Annotated in this window: 18 protein-coding genes; 17 read left to right on the forward strand and 1 reads right to left on the reverse strand. The window is 42.6% G+C overall.

The window, feature by feature from the left end; genetic code table 11:
• The first annotated feature begins 78 nt into the window (after positions 1-78).
• The 6 genes from mdcH to KOL94_RS00330 are packed head-to-tail and all read left to right on the forward strand — an operon-like array spanning position 79 to position 6,178.
• Positions 79-993: a malonate decarboxylase subunit epsilon gene (gene mdcH / locus KOL94_RS00305; protein ID WP_311775157.1), complete on the forward strand. Its 915-nt coding sequence runs from the start codon at positions 79-81 to the stop codon at positions 991-993.
• A 49-nt stretch (positions 994-1,042) separates the two neighbouring features.
• Complete coding sequence (mdcA, locus tag KOL94_RS00310; RefSeq protein ID WP_221563104.1) at positions 1,043-2,701, forward strand: malonate decarboxylase subunit alpha; 1,659 nt, start codon at positions 1,043-1,045, stop codon at positions 2,699-2,701.
• Positions 2,702-2,712: 11 nt separating this feature from the next.
• Positions 2,713-3,591, forward strand: a complete 879-nt coding sequence (locus KOL94_RS00315) for a triphosphoribosyl-dephospho-CoA synthase (RefSeq protein WP_221563105.1) — start codon at positions 2,713-2,715, stop codon at positions 3,589-3,591.
• Between the two features lie 19 nt (positions 3,592-3,610).
• Positions 3,611-3,925 (forward strand): malonate decarboxylase subunit delta, encoded by a 315-nt coding sequence (locus KOL94_RS00320; RefSeq protein ID WP_221563106.1) that lies wholly within the window; start codon positions 3,611-3,613, stop codon positions 3,923-3,925.
• On the forward strand, positions 3,900-5,573 hold the full coding sequence (gene mdcD / locus KOL94_RS00325) for a biotin-independent malonate decarboxylase subunit beta (protein ID WP_221563107.1): 1,674 nt from the start codon (positions 3,900-3,902) through the stop codon (positions 5,571-5,573). The genes KOL94_RS00320 and mdcD overlap by 26 nt, the downstream gene beginning before the upstream one ends.
• Positions 5,567-6,178, forward strand: coding sequence for a malonate decarboxylase holo-ACP synthase (locus tag KOL94_RS00330; protein ID WP_221563108.1), 612 nt, complete (start codon positions 5,567-5,569; stop codon positions 6,176-6,178). Before mdcD ends, KOL94_RS00330 begins: the two co-directional genes overlap by 7 nt.
• Before the next feature lie 58 nt (positions 6,179-6,236).
• On the opposite strand, the gene KOL94_RS00335 is transcribed toward KOL94_RS00330, so the two are convergent.
• On the reverse strand, positions 6,237-7,301 hold the full coding sequence (locus KOL94_RS00335; RefSeq protein WP_221563109.1) for a DmpA family aminopeptidase: 1,065 nt from the start codon (positions 7,299-7,301) through the stop codon (positions 6,237-6,239).
• Between the two features lie 257 nt (positions 7,302-7,558).
• On the opposite strand from KOL94_RS00335, the gene KOL94_RS00340 reads away from it, so the two are divergent.
• The 11 genes from KOL94_RS00340 to KOL94_RS00390 are packed head-to-tail and all read left to right on the forward strand — an operon-like array spanning position 7,559 to position 18,032.
• On the forward strand, positions 7,559-8,635 hold the full coding sequence (locus KOL94_RS00340) for an LLM class flavin-dependent oxidoreductase (RefSeq protein ID WP_221563111.1): 1,077 nt from the start codon (positions 7,559-7,561) through the stop codon (positions 8,633-8,635).
• A 23-nt stretch (positions 8,636-8,658) separates the two neighbouring features.
• Entirely contained in the window at positions 8,659-9,018 is a 360-nt protein-coding gene (locus tag KOL94_RS00345) for a hypothetical protein (protein ID WP_221563113.1), read from the forward strand.
• The gene (locus tag KOL94_RS00350; protein WP_221563115.1) at positions 9,002-10,879 is read left to right on the forward strand and encodes a XylR N-terminal domain-containing protein; all 1,878 of its coding nucleotides are present in this window, start codon (positions 9,002-9,004) and stop codon (positions 10,877-10,879) included. Before KOL94_RS00345 ends, KOL94_RS00350 begins: the two co-directional genes overlap by 17 nt.
• 44 nt (positions 10,880-10,923) lie before the next feature.
• Entirely contained in the window at positions 10,924-11,409 is a 486-nt protein-coding gene (locus KOL94_RS00355) for a flavin reductase family protein (protein ID WP_221563117.1), read from the forward strand.
• Positions 11,410-11,444: 35 nt separating this feature from the next.
• Positions 11,445-12,725 (forward strand): Rieske 2Fe-2S domain-containing protein, encoded by a 1,281-nt coding sequence (locus tag KOL94_RS00360; protein ID WP_221563119.1) that lies wholly within the window; start codon positions 11,445-11,447, stop codon positions 12,723-12,725.
• The gene (locus tag KOL94_RS00365; RefSeq protein ID WP_260412146.1) at positions 12,662-13,927 is read left to right on the forward strand and encodes a dipeptidase; all 1,266 of its coding nucleotides are present in this window, start codon (positions 12,662-12,664) and stop codon (positions 13,925-13,927) included. The genes KOL94_RS00360 and KOL94_RS00365 overlap by 64 nt, the downstream gene beginning before the upstream one ends.
• A gap of 20 nt (positions 13,928-13,947) precedes the next feature.
• Entirely contained in the window at positions 13,948-14,703 is a 756-nt protein-coding gene (locus tag KOL94_RS00370; protein WP_221563125.1) for an SDR family NAD(P)-dependent oxidoreductase, read from the forward strand.
• A 42-nt stretch (positions 14,704-14,745) separates the two neighbouring features.
• Positions 14,746-15,111, forward strand: coding sequence for a hypothetical protein (locus KOL94_RS00375; protein ID WP_221563127.1), 366 nt, complete (start codon positions 14,746-14,748; stop codon positions 15,109-15,111).
• Between the two features lie 21 nt (positions 15,112-15,132).
• A complete protein-coding gene (locus tag KOL94_RS00380; protein ID WP_221563129.1) occupies positions 15,133-16,158 on the forward strand; it encodes a TRAP transporter substrate-binding protein in 1,026 nt (341 codons plus the stop codon).
• A gap of 24 nt (positions 16,159-16,182) precedes the next feature.
• Complete coding sequence (locus KOL94_RS00385; RefSeq protein WP_221563131.1) at positions 16,183-16,743, forward strand: TRAP transporter small permease; 561 nt, start codon at positions 16,183-16,185, stop codon at positions 16,741-16,743.
• Positions 16,743-18,032 carry a TRAP transporter large permease gene (locus tag KOL94_RS00390; RefSeq protein WP_221563133.1) on the forward strand — a complete coding sequence of 430 codons (1,290 nt, stop codon included), beginning with the start codon at positions 16,743-16,745 and terminating at the stop codon, positions 18,030-18,032. Before KOL94_RS00385 ends, KOL94_RS00390 begins: the two co-directional genes overlap by 1 nt.
• Positions 18,033-18,070: the final 38 nt, after the last annotated feature.

Raw genomic sequence — 18,070 nt, forward strand, 5'->3', positions numbered from 1 at the left:
CCCTGGCTTATGTTTTAGTGAATATTGTCGACAAACGACCGAATATAAATCGCTTTTGAGAAGAGGGATAAGGTGAAGGTGGCTTTTTTGTTTCCAGGCCAAGGTTCCCAGCAACCGGAAATGCTCAACACACTTCCAGATCATCCTATCGTCAATGAAACGATCGATGAGGCAAGTGAAGTGTTGGATGAAAATGTCAAGAATCTCGATGATGTTCAAAAGCTTAAATCCAACCGTAACGTACAGGTTTGTTTACTGATTGCAGGTGTAGCAACGGCAAGAATGCTGAAATCAGAGGGAGTCAGACCAGATATGGTGGCTGGGCATTCTGTAGGTGCATTTGGAGCTGCAGTTACTGCAGCTGTATTGGATTTCCGTGATGCACTCCTTGTTGTAAGAAGGAGAGGTCAGTGGATGGAGGAAGCATTTCCGACCGGGTATGGTATGGGGGTCATCAGTGGTCTTCGAAAAAGGAAAGTTGAGGAGATCCTGGAAGGTGAATCAGGTGACAACGAATCAGTCTATCTCGCTAACATGAATTCTATTGATCAGTTCACCATTTCAGGGACGACAGAGGGGGTGGGTCATGTATTAGAGGTGATGAGAAAGGAAGGAGCCTGGAAAGCTGAGCGATTGAATGTAAATGTACCATCCCACTGTCCGTTGATGGAAAAAGTAGCAGAACGATTGGCTGATATTTTAAAAGACATTCCATTTCAACCTCCTACCGTACCATATGCAGGGAACAGGAATGCCAGAGCATTACGTGACACCAATGCAATAAAGGAAGATCTGGCAGAAAGTGTAGCTCATCCTGTCAGATGGCATGATGCCGTTTCTTTGTATTATGAGTTGGGTGCACGACTATTTCTTGAAGTTCTGCCAGGGCGTGTATTAACTGATCTTAATTTTCAGTCTTTCCCTACAGCACGTTCTCTTTCGGTTTGTGCCAGTGGATGGCAATCAGCCCAAATTCTAATCAACCGTGCCTGACAGGTTTTTCACTGAGTCGTTATTTAAATGGATGAAAGGAAGGATGCTAATGTTTGGAGTAGAACAAAGGACGAAAAGTCGATCGTGGACGACGAGACGGGATGCAAAGGCTGAACGTATTGCTGGAACCGCTGAAATCACTTCTGGGAAGGTCATACCGACCGAGCGGATAACCGAGACGATGGAAAGACTGATTAAGCCTGGAGATCGGGTCCTCCTTGAGGGGAATAATCAGAAACAGGCATCATTTCTTTCTTCTGCGCTTAATGAAGTGGATTCTAACAAAGTACATGATTTACATATGATCATGTCCAGTATTTCCCGGCCAGAACATTTGGACCTCTTCGAAAATGGAATCGCAAACAAAGTGGATTTTGCTTATGCAGGCCCCCAGAGTCTACGGATCGCGCAAATGCTAGAGGATAAACAACTTGCAATGGGGGAAATCCATACGTATTTAGAGTTATACAGCCGATTGTTTGTAGACCTCATTCCATCAGTCGCACTCGTTGCTGCTGAAAAAGCGGATGCTGAAGGGAACCTTTATACAGGAGCAAATACGGAGGAGACTCCTACTCTCGTAGAAGCAGCAGCTTTCAAGGATGGAATCGTCATCGCCCAGGTGAACGAATTGGTGGATGAGTTACCAAGAGTTGATATTCCTGGTTCATGGATCGATTTTGTTGTGGTTGCTGACCGTCCACTTGTATTGGAACCGCTCTTCACCAGGGATCCTCGCCATATTACGGAACTTCAAATCTTGATGGCGATGATGACGATCCGAGGCGTTTATGAGCGGCATGAGGTTCAATCGCTTAATCATGGAATCGGTTATAACACCGGTGCAATTGAATTATTGCTGCCGACATACGGGGAACAGCTTGGCTTGAAAGGGAAGATCTGTAAGCATTGGGCGTTGAACCCTCATCCCACTTTGATTCCTGCAATTGAGAGCGGATGGGTGGAGAGTATTCATTGTTTTGGTGGAGAAGTCGGTATGGAGGATTACATCGCTGCAAGACCAGATGTCTTCTTCACTGGAAGAGATGGAAGCCTGCGATCGAATCGAACACTTTCACAATTGGCAGGGCAATATGCAGTGGATTTATTTGTAGGATCCACCCTCCAGATGGATCGGGATGGAAATTCATCAACAGTTACATCTGGACGACTGGCCGGGTTCGGCGGTGCCCCGAATATGGGTCATGATCCGAGGGGGAGAAGACATTCTACACCAGCCTGGTTGAATATGATGACCTCTGACGATCCGCTTGCAAGAGGAAAGAAGCTGGTCGTCCAAGTAGTCGAAACCTTCCAATCCGGAAACGCCCCTGTTTTTGTAGAATCATTGGATGCGATCGATGTGGGAAGAGAAGCTGAATTGGCGACAACACCAGTGATGATCTATGGCGATGATGTCACGCATGTGGTCACTGAAGAAGGCATTGCGTATTTGTATAAAGCGACGAGCATGGAAGAACGTAGGGAAGCAATTGCAGCAGTAGCGGGTGTTACCCCGATAGGACTGGAGCATGACATGAAACGGACGGACAAGTTACGAAACAAGGGCCTAGTCGCTTTACCTGAAGACCTTGGAATCCGAAGGACGGAAGCGAAGCGTTCCCTTTTAGCTGCCAGAAGTGTGGAAGAACTCGTCGAGTGGTCAGATGGATTGTATCAACCACCTGCAAAATTCCGGAGCTGGTGAGGAGTGGGGATATGACACGTGAAACTGCGGATCAATACAGTAGAGTACTAGCTGATCTAGCTGTCGGGGCATTGATCGATGAAGCTGAACTGACGCCAAAACCAGGACTTGTCGACAAACAGGATAGTGGATCGCATGCCGATATGGACCTTGAGCTTATGATCAAGTCTGCCAATGGATTGTATGATACCTTCGCAGAAATTGGATGCGTTTCTTATAGGCAAATGCCTACACAGGAACTCCGTGAAAAAATTGCAAGGATCGGCCGAGTTGGTGAAGAAAAAATGCTGCAAACCACAGGAGGTGTCAACACACATAAAGGAGCAATCTGGGCTCTCGGGTTACTTATAGCGAGTACTGCAGTCCATTCACCTTACACAAATGTGGAACAGATTGCTGGCACAGCAGGGAAACTTGCTCGTTTTGAGGATCGATATGCTCCTTTTGTTTCCACCAACGGTTCGGTCGCCAAACAACGCTATGGTGTTTCTGGAGCAAAGGGGGAAGCCCAACGAGGGTTTCCTCATGTCATCGAAGTTGCTTTACCAGCATTAGAGAAGGCGAGGCAAAAAGGACTTTCAGAACGTTTTTCAAGATTGGATACGTTGATTGCCCTGTATAAGCATGTCGATGATACATGCATTCTCCATAGGGGAGGGAAGAAGGCATTGCACGTAACAAAATGGGGAGCGGAAAAAATCATGAACAATGGTGGGGTTTCCACATCTGAAGGATGGAAAGCACTCGCTGAACTTGATCAAACCTTGATGCAATATGGCGTTTCACCTGGCGGAAGCGCTGATTTATTAGCAGCTGCACTGTTTCTTGACAGTGTTGAAAATCGACTGGACATAAAGTTGAATGAACTGAATGCTGAAGTTACCTTGTAGAACTCTTGGAGGTGTAAAGATGGACACGATTTATTTTGAATTTCCTGCTAACAAGCCATTGAATAATCGAGCACATGTCGGAGTAGTTGGTTCAGGTGATCTGGAAATCTTACTTGAACCAACAGATGAACCACTTGCGAAGTTGACCGTGAGGACAGGGACGACGGGATTCGATCGAACATGGCAGCTCGTCCTTGAGCGGTTTTTCCTGGAAAATGATGTAGCAGCGAACATCAAGATCAATGATTTCGGTGCCACCCCAGGTGTTGTGAAGTTACGACTAGCTCAAGCGGTGGAGGTGAGTCGGAATGACGTTGAACATGTTGAAAGCTAGTTTAGTAGAGTTGGATGCCCGGAGTCGAGCAAAGGCCATTGTAGATGCAGGATCCTTTCGCGAACTGCTTGGTCCTTTTGATCAATTGGAGTCACCTCATTTGGAAGCACAGGGAATTGTACCGCAAAGTGATGACGGTGTCATTGTCGCCAGGGGGGACATAGATCGTGAACCCGCTGTCATCATTTCAATTGAGGGCGACTTTCAAGGGGGTGGAATCGGGGAGGTATCAGGTGCGAAAATTGCTGGTGCCTTTGAGCTGGCTTTACGTGACAACAAAAATGGGATCCGTGTACGTCCTGTCCTGATTTTCGATACGGGTGGCGTCCGTCTGCAGGAAGCCAATTACGGGCTTCTTTCAATCGCCGAAATCGGATCTGCCATCATTGAACTGCGAAACTATATCCCCGTTGTCGGATTGATACCAGGAAAGATCGGTTCATTCGGGGGAATGTCCATTACAGCAGGGTTATTCAGTAAATTGATCATAACCCGGGAAGCCCGTTTAGCTTTGAATGGACCCGAAGTAATCGAACAGGAAGCAGGTCTCGAAGAATTCGATTCTCAAAATAGACAACAGGTCTGGCAGACGATCGGAGGAGAGCAGCGGGTTGCAGGAGGACTTGCAGACATGCTGGTTGAAGATGATATTCCTTCAATAAAAGAAGCGATTCATGCTGTATTTGCTAAAGTCGAATCTGAAAAACCGAGGAGTGCTCAAGTCGAGTGTTACAGGAATTTTTTGAGATCGGTTGATCCGTCAAAAGAGATTGAACCTATCGATGTGCGAAATCTCTGGAAACGGATTGTTCATGGTACATCCGAATCAACGCCAATTGAACAAGGAACTGAAAACACCCCAAATACTAGAGGATATCAATGGTTCGAAACGTTAACCGGTACAACCACTAGACACTCGGAAGTACAGTCCGTTCTTTGCTCTGACAGGGAACTGTGTGGAAAAAACACCCGTTTTATTGCGGTCGTACCGAACTCGAACAGCCGCTTTCCCCGAGCGCGAAATGGGGAGGTAGGCTTAGAAGAAGGATGGGCTATTGCAGAATGTGTCCGTGAAGCAATTGAAGAAGATCGATATGGAGAAAAGCGCGCAATCGTTGCTATTGTGGATGTACCAAGCCAGGCATATGGATATCGCGAAGAATTGTTGGGCATTCACCAATCATGTGCTGCTGCGGTAGATGCTTATGCCACTGCCAGAAAAGAAGGACATCCGATCATAAGCCTTATTGTGGGAAAGGCTATTTCAGGAGCCTTCTTAGCTCATGGGATGCAGGCAAACAGAATATTGGCGCTTGATGATGATGAAGTCAATGTACATGTCATGTCCAAGAAATCGGCTGCAAGAATTACACGCCGTTCAATTGTGGAATTGGAAAAAGCCACAGAAAAAGTTCCTGCTATGGCCTATGATATCCATTCCTTTTCTACATTAGGTGCACTGTATGAAATGATTGATGGTGTTGATGCAGACTCTCCTGACATAGAAGAGTCTAAGAAGGTTGAAGAGCGAATCATCAAGGCAATATCCGATGTGAAAAGTGGATCAACAGGTATTGAACATCGCTTGGAGCACAGTGGACGTAAAGCATCCATTTTAGTACGAGAAAGGCTGGAAGAACAATGGTGATCCAGCCGCATGATTTACTGAAACTCAAAAAAGAAAATCAGTTGATGAAAACAGAAGGTTTACCAGAGTGGCTGTCCCGATCAGTATCAGATGTTCGCTTCGTAGTGGTAAGACGGGAACCAATAGTCGATGGAAATATTCCGATTGGTGTTCGAGGGAAGTCAAGGAATGAAAGATTTGGTACGTTCATACCTTTTGATGACATAATCGAGTGTGTCACCCCGGAACAATTGGCCGCACAGCGAAAGTGGAAAAGTCATCCACACTATGATGACTACGATTTATTTCAATCATTGGATCTAGTTGAGTCAATACTGCAAAAGTATAGACTATTATGGGGTCCGACAGGTAGTGTTGGATTTCAATTAGCAAGTGGCCAACATACGGTTACTGAAACGAGTGACCTGGATATCATCATACGGGCAAACGAAATCCCGATCAATATGGCTGAATCGATTATTTCTGAATTTCAACAAGCGAAGGTAAGAATCGATCCTTTAATAGAAATGCAACACGGAGCGGTTTCCTTGATTGAATATTCTAAGCAGAATCAACCTTTTTTGATTCGGACCTTAGAAGGGCCTAAGTTGATAACCATTGTGTAATAGTAGATTTATAGCAAAGGAGCTGAATCATAACTTTGTATATGATCAGCTCCAACTGTTATATTAAATTAATTTTATGTGCTTCAAGCAAATCCTTCAGAGTCGGCCGTTCATTCCCATCCCGACCTACGACTTTTTCAGCAGTGATCATCGAGTTCAGAATGGCTTCCTCAACCGCTTCCCCTACTGCACGGAAAGCGAGGTCCATATCACCTTCATGGATCGTCGGAATGGAGAGGAGGTGGTCCGGTTTCTTATGCGGGATCCTGGTCGCTGTCGAGAACGCGAGTGCGATATCACCGCTTCCGTTTCCAATCGTAGATCCAGTTCGTGCAAGCCCTGTAACTGTGCGTTTCAATATCCGGTTCAACTGTCGTGCGGAAACAGGGAGATCCGTTGCGACAATCATCATGATTGACCCTTTATCCTTTTCCTCCTTTACATTCAAAATGGCATCTCTCAGCTCAATACCTACCGCTTTCCCGTCAACCCTAAAATCACTGAGCATCCCAAAGTTCGATTGGACAAGAACACCTATCGTATACGTCCCATGCTCCATCTCCATTTTTCGTGAAGCGGTGCCGATTCCGCCTTTTATGGAACAGGCGAGCGTCCCGCGTCCAGCACCGACTGACCCTTCTTCAAATTCAGCGGAAGAATTCTCGATCGCCTCGAAAACATGCTCCTTCGTGATGGACCGAGCCCGAATATCATTCAAATACATATCATTACATTCACCCACAACCGGATTGACTGTACCTGTCTCACGTCCGATTTCAGGATTATCCTTCAGCATATATTCGATAAGCGCATCGGCAACGATACCGATACTCGATGTATTCGTCAATAGGATCGGTGTTTCCAACGTCCCCAGTTCATCAATCTGGATCGACCCCACCGTCTTTCCATAACCATTGATCACATAGCTTGAGGCAATCAATTTATCACGAAATAGTTTCCCCTGATGGGGAAGAATCGCCGTTACACCCGTCTGCACATCCCCATCCGCAAGCGTCACATGGCCGACCGTCACACCTTCCACATCCGTGATCGCATTGAGCTTTCCAGGCTCCAGCTTCCCGATTTTCACACCATAATCCCGTATCCGTTTCTGACCCTTCATCACTATCAACCTTTCCTTATGTATGTCCGTCCTATTATTCTACCATTCATGAACAACGGTCGAATAAAGATGTTTATCAATCTTCCATTTTCAAATTTAAAATTAGCACGAAAGGGTTTAAAAATCATTATTTTTTAGACCTAAACATTCATTGTTTGACCTTTTTGGATTAAATAGAATGGATTTATAGTATTAATATTCAAAACATTCTGTATAAACTTTCAGAGTGTCTAACTTATTTAACGGAGGTCAGAAAAATGAATTTTGGAATCTATGTGGAAATGCAGAATCCTGAACAAAACAACAAGCCTCATGCACAGGTTTATCAGGAAATCATGGAACAGATCGAACATGCAGATAAAAGAGGTTTTAGTACTTTCAATACGTTAGAACATCATTGGTTTGAAGAGTTTTCAATATCCGCTAATCCTATGGCTCTATATGCTGCCGCTGCTCAAAGAACCAAGGATATTCGCTTTCGGACTTGTTCTCACGTTTTACCTTTACACAACCCAATGGTCTTTGCTGGGCAGGTGGCTGTAACAGATATCTTAACAGAGGGTAGGTTTGAATTTGCTGTTGGACGAGGACACGCTTGGGTATTCCCGAAGGCTTCCATACCTCTAGAAGAATCGAGGGAACGTTTTATCGAATCTCTTGAAATTCTTGAAAAAGCCTTAGAAGAAAAAGAGTTTTCTTATCAAGGTAAACATTTCAATGTGCAAAACGTAAAGGTAGTTCCCCGCCCGACCAAGAAACCAAGGATCTTTACAGGGGGAGCAAGCAATCATAACTATGAATTAGCAGGAAAGAAAGGATGGGGTGTTCTTATTACCCCTATGTTACCGCTAGAACATGTAATGGGCCAATTAGATATTTATCGCAAGTCTTGTAAAGAACATGGGAATACACCTGATATCGTTTATGTTCAAGCGATGTATCTTGACGATGACGGTGAAAGAGCCCGGAAGGAAGCTGAACCATACATTTTGCAATTCATGAAAGGCAACGTTTCTCCTATGTCAGACCTTCCATCTAAAGAGGAATTGGTAAATAAAGACTTTGGTTTTTATGCAAGTGGTGCACTGGAATCGTTGGCAGAAATCCCGTATCACAAATTACTGAATGACGAATACGTATGGGTTGGATCTCCAGATGAAGTAAAAGAAAAAGTGACGAAAGTGATTGAAAAATGTCCAGACTTGTCTGAAATTGCACTTTTATGCTCTTATGCTGGAATTGAACATTGGAAAACAATCCGGACCCAGGATTTATTCAGTCAACAAATCATGCCAGCGTTCCAAAAGGAAAAAGAAAAAGTATTAGTACCTTAAAGAGAGTCACTCAGGGGGCTATCATGAAAGTTTCAAGCGAATCTAAAAATGAAATTCACACTGAATTCCCTATACATTTACCAGATAAAAAATTTGTTGACTGGTGTCTGGAAAATTTCTCAATAAATCGAGGCGTTTTTAATGTAATTGATAACTGGTTCTTCGATTATGGAATCCAACACATTGTCAAACGACGAAGGATCATTATTCAATATTTGGATAATTTGCAAACGTACGATCCTATCAAGGTCAATAGGAAAAGACCACAATTTGGAAAAGGAGGAGTTAAGCAGAGCCTTTATTATTTTGTCAGCAAGTGTCAGAATATAAATAATAGTCAAAATAATAAAGGTGAGGGGCGTTGTTGTGGAAGTCAAAGCTAGTAATTTTACACTGAACCATCTAATTAATGTCTCTGAGGAAACCGGTCAAAAGTGGAAGGATCTGGAGTTGATCTTATCAAGTGCGGATGCATGGGGATTACTTAGAAAGGATTTGATTACTGCACTTGGTGTTCAAAGAGCGAAGAGGTTCCTACTACGCTATGGGTACAAATGTGGTGAACATGAAGCCCGAGTCCTTAAAGATTCGATCAATTGGGAAAGTAAAATGGACTGGCTTGTTGCAGGGTCGAAGCTGCATTATTTGACAGGTAGAACGTACTCTTATCCTGAAAGTTTTCAAGTGAATATGGAGAAGGGTGAGTTCCACGTTTCAGGTTACTGGATGGATTCTTATGAAGCAAAACAGCACTTGAATTACTTTCCTGCCCATAATGAACCGGTTTGCTATTACTTGGCTGGTTATGCGAGTGGGTACACGAGTGCATGCATGGGAAAGAAAATCATCTTTAAAGAAACAAGATGTAAGGGCAAAGGGGACGACTACTGCAGCTATATAGGAAAAGCAGCTGAAGATTGGGGCGAGGAGATCGATGAAGAGCTCTTCTACTATGAAGATGATGATATGTCTGGTGAACTGGACCAGATGTACCGGAAAGTAGAACAACAAAAAGAAAGACTCGAAATCGGTTATTCATTGAGTCGCAGTCTGAACAATGCACTCTTAAAGGGTCAAGGGATGGATGGCTTTGCAAAAATCTTAGGTGAAAAATTACATTGTAATGTGTTGATAGAAGATAAACATTTCAAAGAAATCGCTTCTTTTGAGCAAACACCAGGAATGGAAAAATTCATTACAGCCAGGAATACGTTAAAAGGTATTGAAAAGAAGCTTTCTCTTAATGATGTTGTCGAAGCAGAGCTTACTGGTCAAACGTTTAAATTAGTCACCATCCCAATCTCGGTACGGAACCAGATTTACGGCTTCCTTACCGTAGCATTAAATAAAAAATTGAATTCTTTTTATAGAGATTTACTTGAAAGAGTAGCCATGGTGGCCTCATTACAAATTCAATATGAAAGGATCGCGATTGAGACAGAGCAACGTCTAAAAGGAGAGTTACTCGAGCAATTACTGAATAGTAAAGAAACGAACGTACAGGAAATATATAACCGTTTTTCTTATCTTGGATATGATCTTACCACCCCTCATTACGTGTTACATATAAAAATGGAGGATCAGGGTGGTAAGGAAGTGGATAATGAAGAACAATTGAAAATTCGGAATAAGCTCAATAATTTTTATCAAGAACAAAATAAATTCGGTTCTAATATGCTTATTTTAACCAAATGGAATACGGTCCAGGCCATCATTTCAAAAAAGTTGATAAAGAGTGACGGTAAATCAATCAAGAAGTTTGCAGGTCAACTTTTACGGAAACTTGATAATCCCAATTGCAGGTTTTATATAGGAGTCAGTGAGGAGACAACAGAACTTCCGGATTTTTACCATCGGGCAAAAGAAGCCAAGCAAGCAGCAGACCTGGCAAAAATAAGATTTTCCTCATCCCGAATTATGTTAGCGAATGAATTAGGTCACTTGTCACTATTTTTATATGCAAGAGAACCCGAAGAATTAAAAAAATTTGCCGAAGAAAATTTACAGCCTATTTTGGAGTACGATAGAAATAAAAATTCAGAGCTGCTTCAAACGTTATTTCATTATACCCAAAATGAGTTCAACCTTCATAAAACGGCCCGTGAAATGATTTTATCAATCAGCGGAATGCGATATCGAATACAAAAAATAGAAGAGTTACTCAATATTGATCTCTCAAATTCCAACTGCCGGTTCGAAGTACAACTTTCACTCCAGATTTTCTTGATGCTCGGGAAGTTTTGACTGACCTTTCATTAAAAAATAATAAGAATAAAGGAGGAGTATGTATGGATTCAAAAAAATTCCGGGAAACACTAGGTCAATTTGCGACAGGTGTTACTGTCATCACTTCTAAGACTGAGGATAAACTGATCGGTTTGACAGCCAATGCTTTTTCCTCTTTATCCTTGGATCCACCATTGATTCTGATTTGTATCGATAAAACAGCTAGTAGTATGAGAGCTTTTAAACATAATCGCCCATTCGTCGTTAATATTTTACAACAGAATCAGGAAAATGATTGCTGGCGTTTTGCAAAGAAATCGGAGGATAAATTTAAAGATTGCTCGTACGATCTGACTGAGGATGGTGTACCGATATTAAAAAATAATTTAGCTACCCTCCAATGCCACGTGAACTCGATCCTTGAAGGAGGCGATCATTATATTGTGACCGGCCTTGTAAAGGATACAGTAATCGATGAGCAAGCGGAACCACTTCTTTTTTTTCGTGGGAAATTAAACCGAATGAAAGAACCAGAAAAAACGATGTAGTTGTAAATAGCGCGTTTCTATAAGGAGGTTTGAAGATGTTATCCAAAGAAAAAAATCAACTCTTGACTCAAACGGATAAAGGAACTCCAATGGGTGATTTATTCCGTAGATATTGGATTCCCGCTTTAAAGTCCGATGAATTAGAAAGTGATGGAAGCCCTAAAAGGATCACGTTATTAGGTGAAGATTTAGTTGCTTTTCGGGATACGGTGGGTAAAGTCGGTTTAATTGATGAAAGGTGTCCACATCGAGGTACATCTCTCTACTATGGGATTAATGATGGATGCGGAATCCGGTGTATGTACCATGGATGGAAATTCAATACAGATGGAAAATGTACGGAAATCCCTTCTGAAGCAAAAGACGGAAAGTTCAGGCAATCCATAAATATAACAAGCTATCCCACCAAAGAAGTAAGCGGCATCATCTGGACATACATGGGCCCTGAGGAGAAGCAACCACCCTTTCCTGAATTTTATTGGATGGGACTACCAGATGAAAATAAACTCGTTGAAAGGGTATGGCAAGAGTGCAACTATCTACAAGTAATGGAAAATGACGTTGATTTTGTACATGCAGCTTTTTTACATAAAGCGCATGGTTCTCAAGCCGTAAAAGAAGGGATCTTGAGTTCGGATTTAGGAATTGACCCTGAACACCCGCTTGTCAAAAATCCGCCAGTAAAACAGGCAGTTGAAGATACGAATTACGGAAAACGTTGTATAGCTGTAGGACTTGGTAAAGAAGATCAAAATGCATTTATGGAAATTCACTATATCTTTCCCTTTTATACATTCCCGCCACGATTTAGCGGTGAGGATGGGATGTGGCATGCGTTCATTCCCCGGGATGATTATAGTACATGGTCTTGGGATGTCCAATTTTCACATGAGCACAAGATTGATATTCAGGCACAGCATGACCGCCGCGGTTTAGTATTGAACGAGGATATGAGGAAAGTGAAGAACCTTGAAAATCACTATGGGCTGGAACGGGAGTTGCAAAAAACGCATAACTTTACTGGAATCCGTGGGATCGCAAATCAGGACCATGCCGCAACTGAGACGATGGGTCCAATCGTAGATCGTTCAAATGAACATTTAGGTACAAGTGATTTACCCGTAATCAAGATGAGGAGCCTGCTCTTCCAGCAAGTAGAAAGATTACAAGAAGGCTACGACCCAATCAAGTTGGAAAATGAATCACTGAAAACGTTATATAGTGATGGCGTTTATGATGATCGGGAAAAGACATGGAAAGAAGCATTGCCACTAAAAGAACAATTCCAGAAGAAAGAAAAAGTAGTGAAGAGCTGATGAATGAAAAGCAGTATGATGGCTATCAATCATTCAGTTACCTGACTGAAAACCAAGATTTTGAAAAATATGACCTAGCTACAGAAGTAAACAGAGTGGAGCCTTATTCATTAGAACTTACTGAAGATGAGGCACAGAAGCTGGAAACGATTTTTATGAAACATCCCATTGTATCTTTAAGAGACCATGGGTTCATCGTACCGACGAATAATGAAGACATTCTTTCTTATTGCAGTCAGCTTCACACAGCATTTCATTATGAAGGAATTGCGAAATCAGGGATTGATGTAATCATTGAGAATTTCATGGATGGGATCTCCATAATTAACTCTAAGTATGGCTTGAAATGGGATGACGTCATCTATTTATTAGGAATCCGATATGCAGATATACAAAAGCAAAACACTGTATTTCTGGCAAGCTCATATGAAGAGTTGAAAAAAGCGAAGAGACAGCGGAAAACGGCGATCTTACCCTCCCTTGAGGCGGCAAATATATTAGAAAATGAAATAGACCGCGTGGATATTCTTTATGGATTAGGGATTCGGTGCATGGGGATTACATATAACCATTCGAACACCCTTGGATCAGGCCTTTCTGAAAAGAAGGATGGAGGTTTGACTGATTTTGGGCATCGTGTCATAGAACGTATGAACAAACTCGGAATGATGATTGATATATCCCATTGCGGAGATCAAACCAGCTTGGATGTCATAGAGGCAAGTCGTGATCCTGTATTTATCACACATGCAGGAGCAAGGACCCTCTGGAATACGCCCAGGATGAAACCAGATGATCTTCTTCAAGCATGCGCTGAGAAAGGAGGAATTATCGGGATATGTGCGGCGCCGAACACGACACTGACAAAACGTTCTCCTACACATTCTCTTCAATCGGTCATGGAACATTTCGAGTATATAAAAGACCTGGTAGGGATCGATCATGTTGGTTTTGGCCCAGATACATTTTTCGGGGATCACGTCGCCCTTCAACATGCGTTTGATACGATGTTAAGCATTTCAAAATCACATGGTGGGGAAACATTTGATGAATCATCATATGTGGAGGGGGCGGAGAACCCGACAGAAGCTATGAAAAATATGATCGGCTGGATGGTCAAACATAACTATTCGACAAAAGACATTGCAAAAGTAGCTGGCCGGAACACGATGAACGTCATGAAAACCATTTTAAAAGACTAGCAGATAGGAGGTGGAGCCACATGGAAGAATCCGAGAGAGTAGCGATTGTGACAGGGGCAGCCCAAGGGCTCGGCTTTTCGATAGCCAAAAAGTTCGTTGCGGATGGAATGAAGGTCGTTTTCATAGATAAGAACCAAAACCGATTAAATGAAATAAAAGAATCTAGATTCATGGATTCAGCGATCTCAAAAAGAACAATGTTTTTGAGTATGGACGTTTCCAATGTAACTGAAATCAAACACGGTGTAAGAACCATACTTGATACCTGGGGGCGTATCGATATTCTAGTCAACAATGCAGGAATCCGGAAAGAAACGTCAATTGAAGAAATTGATGAAAAGGAATGGAACTTGATTCTATCAGTCAACCTTGGTGGGACGTTCTTTTTCTCACAAGCTGTCGCAAATGTTATGAAAGATCAAAAGCATGGACGTATCATCAACATTTCATCCTACGGTGGACAAGCCGGACCGCTGACTTCCGGCGCTCATTACTGTGCCTCTAAAGCAGGACAATTAGCGTTGACAAAAGTATTTGCCCGGGCCCTTTCTGATTTTGGAATCACGGTCAATACTGTGGCACCAGCGGCGGTGAAATCTCCTGAAATGGATAAAATCGCCCCGGAAAAATTAGAAAGAATGAAAGCTGGTATCCCTGTAAAACGTTTTGGAGAACCCGAAGAGGTAGCGAATATCGTTTCCTATCTAGCATCGGATATGGCAGGTTACACGACAGGAGCGACGTTTGATATAAATGGTGGCTTGTTGATGCGATGAACCTGAATTCAAAAAATGAAAAGGAAAAAGGAGATGAATAGAATGGGAGAAATTAAACATGGTGCTCCTAAAGTACCTACTCCACTACGAGTATTCATGACGTTCGAGTCCACGGGCTGGTTTGATACGACAAAGGAACAAAAGGAAAAGGAAATCTTACCGGAGCTTAACAACGTTTTAGAAGAATGGAAACAAAACGGTTCAGAGTTACTGGCAACGTTTGATCGAGATATTTTAACTGCTGGACACGCTGGTCCTTCCAATTGGCATGCCTGTTTTCTTTACAACATCCCTGATTTACAGACTGTCACTGATATGACCCACTCATTCAGAGCAGCCGGTCTTGACCGTTATTTCCGGTTGGAAGCTTCTATTGGCCGCCCGTTCTTTCTTTTAGAAAAAAAATAAGAGATGAAGAGGTGTGGGTATATGAAAAGATGTCTATATTTGATCCTTGCCGTTTTGGTAACTTCCATCTTGTCTGCTTGTGGAGGAGGTACTACGAATGCAGGTGAAGACACGATTAAGTTGACTTATGCATTTTTTGCTCCAGCCAATACTTTCCCGGCGGTGCAAATGGAAGAATGGAAAAAACGCTTGGAAGAACGGACAGATGGAAAAGTGGAAGTGGAACTTTTCCATGGTGGATCGTTACTTGAAGCGAATAATATGTATGACGGAGTAGAAAGTGGTACAGCTGATATCGGATTGACCTCAACCTCCTATGAACCAGGAAGATTTCCTTTACTCGCCATTTCTGATATGCCATCTGGTTATAATAGTGCAACCTCTGCAAGCAAAGTAGTCCATGATCTTGTAAACGAGTATCCCCCTGAAGCCCTTGAAAATTTTAAAATCATCACCACATTCGCCACAGAACCTGCCTATATTCAAAGTAAACAACCCATCACATCTTTAGATGACCTCAAAGGTCAACAACTCCGTATTGCCGGTGCATTAACCCCAATTATGGAAGAGCTGGGCGCGGCACCTGTCGGAATGTCACAGGCTGAAGTTCCAGAGGCATTACAAACCGGCATCGTAAATGGATATGTCTCATCAAGAGAAATATTAAAGGATGCAAAATTAGCGGAGATGGTCAACTATACGACAGACTATCCTTTAGCTTTGAATACGTTCGTCGCAGTCATGAATAAAGACACATGGGAAAGCCTTCCGCAAGATGTCCAACAAGTAATTGATGAATTGAATCATGAAATGACTGTATTTACTGGAGAATACCTGGATAAACATGTGCAGGAGTCTCTTGAATGGAGTAAAGAAAATCATGATCATGAAATCGTTGAACTTTCGGACAGTGGTAAATGGGATGAAAAATTAGAAAATATGAAAGTGGATTATGTTGAAAAGGTTCAGAGCCAGGGCCTTCCAGCTAAAGAGTACCATGAAAAAATGGAAAAACTGATTGAAAAGTATAACAAAGAAAGTGAATGAATCATTCAGCCAGGAGGGAAACGAATGGAAGATAAGCAAACCGTCCCGTTAGAGCAAGAAGTCCCTCGAACAATCCATGAACCTACGATGATGAATACTGAGAAAGCGAGTGTTTTTTTTAGAATAATCGATCGATTGAATCAAGGCTCAGCCGTATTGGCTGGGACTACTCTTTTGATGATGATTCTTTTGGTCGTGTTCAATTCTATAAAGAGATTATTTTCTGACCCGATTGCTGGAACGGTAGAACTTGTAAGCTGGCTTGGTGCTGTAACGACGATCTTCTCATTAGGATACGCACAGTTACACAAAGGGCATGTCTTTATTGACTTGCTGTATAAGAAATTTCCGAAGGCTGTACAACAACTTCTCCATACATTCATGAATTTAGTAAGTATTGCATTTTTTAGCATAGCTGGATGGCAAATCGCTTTATATGGAATCAACTTGATGGAAAATGGGGTAGTCTCACCAACAATGAGAGTATCGTTTTATCCTATTGTCATCTTTTGTTCACTGGGCTTTCTAGGTTTGTTGCTAGCCCTCATTAAAGAGACCATCATAATTTGGAAAGGGGGATCCTGATGGATGCGAATATGTTAGCTGTTCTAGGTATCGTAGTCCTATTCACTTTAATGTTCTTACGATTGCCGATCAGCTTTGCAATGATGATTGTCGGTTTCTTCGGTGTCTTGATCTATGCCTCGCCCAGAGCAGCTTATAACCTGCTGAGTGCTGATTTATGGAACCAGTTTTCAAGCTATTCATTAAGTGTGATCCCCCTCTATATTTTTATGGGGGAAATCATTTTTCGCACAGGTGTGACAGAAAAGCTATTTCAATCAGCGTACAAATGGGTTGGTCATTTTCGTGGTGGTATGGCGAGTACCACGATTTTAGCGAGTGCAGGATTTGCCTCGATCAGTGGTTCAAATTCTGCAACTGCTGCGACCATGGCGACGATGTCTCTCCCAGAGCTGGATAAATACAAATACAATAAGGCGCTTAGCACTGGAAGCATCGCGACAGGGGGGACACTTGGAATCATAATCCCGCCAAGTACGGTTCTTATTGTCCTGGCCCTCCAGATGGAACTATCAGTCAGGGATTTATTCGTTGCCAGTATCATCCCAGGTATTTTTTTAACCCTTTTGTTGATTGTAACTGTTTTAGGTTTATGCCGTCTCTACCCGGATTACGGTCCTTCTGGTGAACGCTCGAATATGAAGGAAAGAATCAACTCGTTAAAAGATGTCATCCCGATTGGATTACTGTTCTTATTTGTCATCGGAGGTCTCTATTTAGGTTGGTTTACGCCGACAGAATCAGGTGCATTTGGAGCGTTTGGCGCAATTGTCCTTTCTCTTTTGATGAAAAAGCTGACATGGGAACGTTTTAAATCTGCAATGGCAGGAACGCTTAAGTCAGCGGCGATGGTCTTGATGTTAGTGGTGGCAGCGATGGTGTTCGGTCGCTTTTTAGCGATAACGAGATTGCCATTCACAGTAGCAGAATGGGTGGGCCAATTGCCTGTCCAGCCAATTGTTGTTCTATGTGCTGTACTGCTGATTTATATCATAGGCGGATCAATTATGGATGCGCTCGGATTTCTAATCATTTCAATCCCGATTTTTTATCCGATGGTGATCGCATTAGGTTATGATCCTGTATGGTTTGCGGTCCTTCTTTGTGTCGTCACTAGTTTAGGGGCAATCACCCCTCCTGTCGGAATCAATGCTTTCATTGTCCAGGGGATGACCCCGGATACCCCTATCACTACTGTGTTCAAAGGAACGGCTTACTTTTTTGTCACCTACATCATTTTTATCAGCTTACTTATCATGTTTCCGCAAATCATTTTGGTATTCGTGTGATTTTTCCTTTTACATACCTTGGGAGAAGGAGGATATTA

This window comes from Alkalihalobacillus sp. TS-13 (assembly GCF_019720915.1).
Taxonomy (GTDB): Bacteria; Bacillota; Bacilli; order Bacillales; family Fictibacillaceae; genus Pseudalkalibacillus.

Coding starts and splice junctions, on each gene's coding strand:
- KOL94_RS00360 (WP_221563119.1), top strand. CDS start 11,445: ATGTTATCCAAAGAAAAAAATCAACTCTTGACTCAAACGGATAAAGGA.
- KOL94_RS00330 (WP_221563108.1), top strand. CDS start 5,567: ATGGTGATCCAGCCGCATGATTTACTGAAACTCAAAAAAGAAAATCAG.
- KOL94_RS00335 (WP_221563109.1), bottom strand. CDS start 7,301: ATGAAGGGTCAGAAACGGATACGGGATTATGGTGTGAAAATCGGGAAG.
- KOL94_RS00390 (WP_221563133.1), top strand. CDS start 16,743: ATGGATGCGAATATGTTAGCTGTTCTAGGTATCGTAGTCCTATTCACT.
- mdcD (WP_221563107.1), top strand. CDS start 3,900: ATGACGTTGAACATGTTGAAAGCTAGTTTAGTAGAGTTGGATGCCCGG.
- KOL94_RS00320 (WP_221563106.1), top strand. CDS start 3,611: ATGGACACGATTTATTTTGAATTTCCTGCTAACAAGCCATTGAATAAT.
- mdcA (WP_221563104.1), top strand. CDS start 1,043: ATGTTTGGAGTAGAACAAAGGACGAAAAGTCGATCGTGGACGACGAGA.
- KOL94_RS00345 (WP_221563113.1), top strand. CDS start 8,659: ATGAAAGTTTCAAGCGAATCTAAAAATGAAATTCACACTGAATTCCCT.
- KOL94_RS00340 (WP_221563111.1), top strand. CDS start 7,559: ATGAATTTTGGAATCTATGTGGAAATGCAGAATCCTGAACAAAACAAC.
- KOL94_RS00380 (WP_221563129.1), top strand. CDS start 15,133: ATGAAAAGATGTCTATATTTGATCCTTGCCGTTTTGGTAACTTCCATC.
- KOL94_RS00385 (WP_221563131.1), top strand. CDS start 16,183: ATGGAAGATAAGCAAACCGTCCCGTTAGAGCAAGAAGTCCCTCGAACA.
- KOL94_RS00355 (WP_221563117.1), top strand. CDS start 10,924: ATGGATTCAAAAAAATTCCGGGAAACACTAGGTCAATTTGCGACAGGT.
- KOL94_RS00375 (WP_221563127.1), top strand. CDS start 14,746: ATGGGAGAAATTAAACATGGTGCTCCTAAAGTACCTACTCCACTACGA.
- KOL94_RS00370 (WP_221563125.1), top strand. CDS start 13,948: ATGGAAGAATCCGAGAGAGTAGCGATTGTGACAGGGGCAGCCCAAGGG.
- KOL94_RS00365 (WP_260412146.1), top strand. CDS start 12,662: ATGGAAAGAAGCATTGCCACTAAAAGAACAATTCCAGAAGAAAGAAAA.
- KOL94_RS00315 (WP_221563105.1), top strand. CDS start 2,713: ATGACACGTGAAACTGCGGATCAATACAGTAGAGTACTAGCTGATCTA.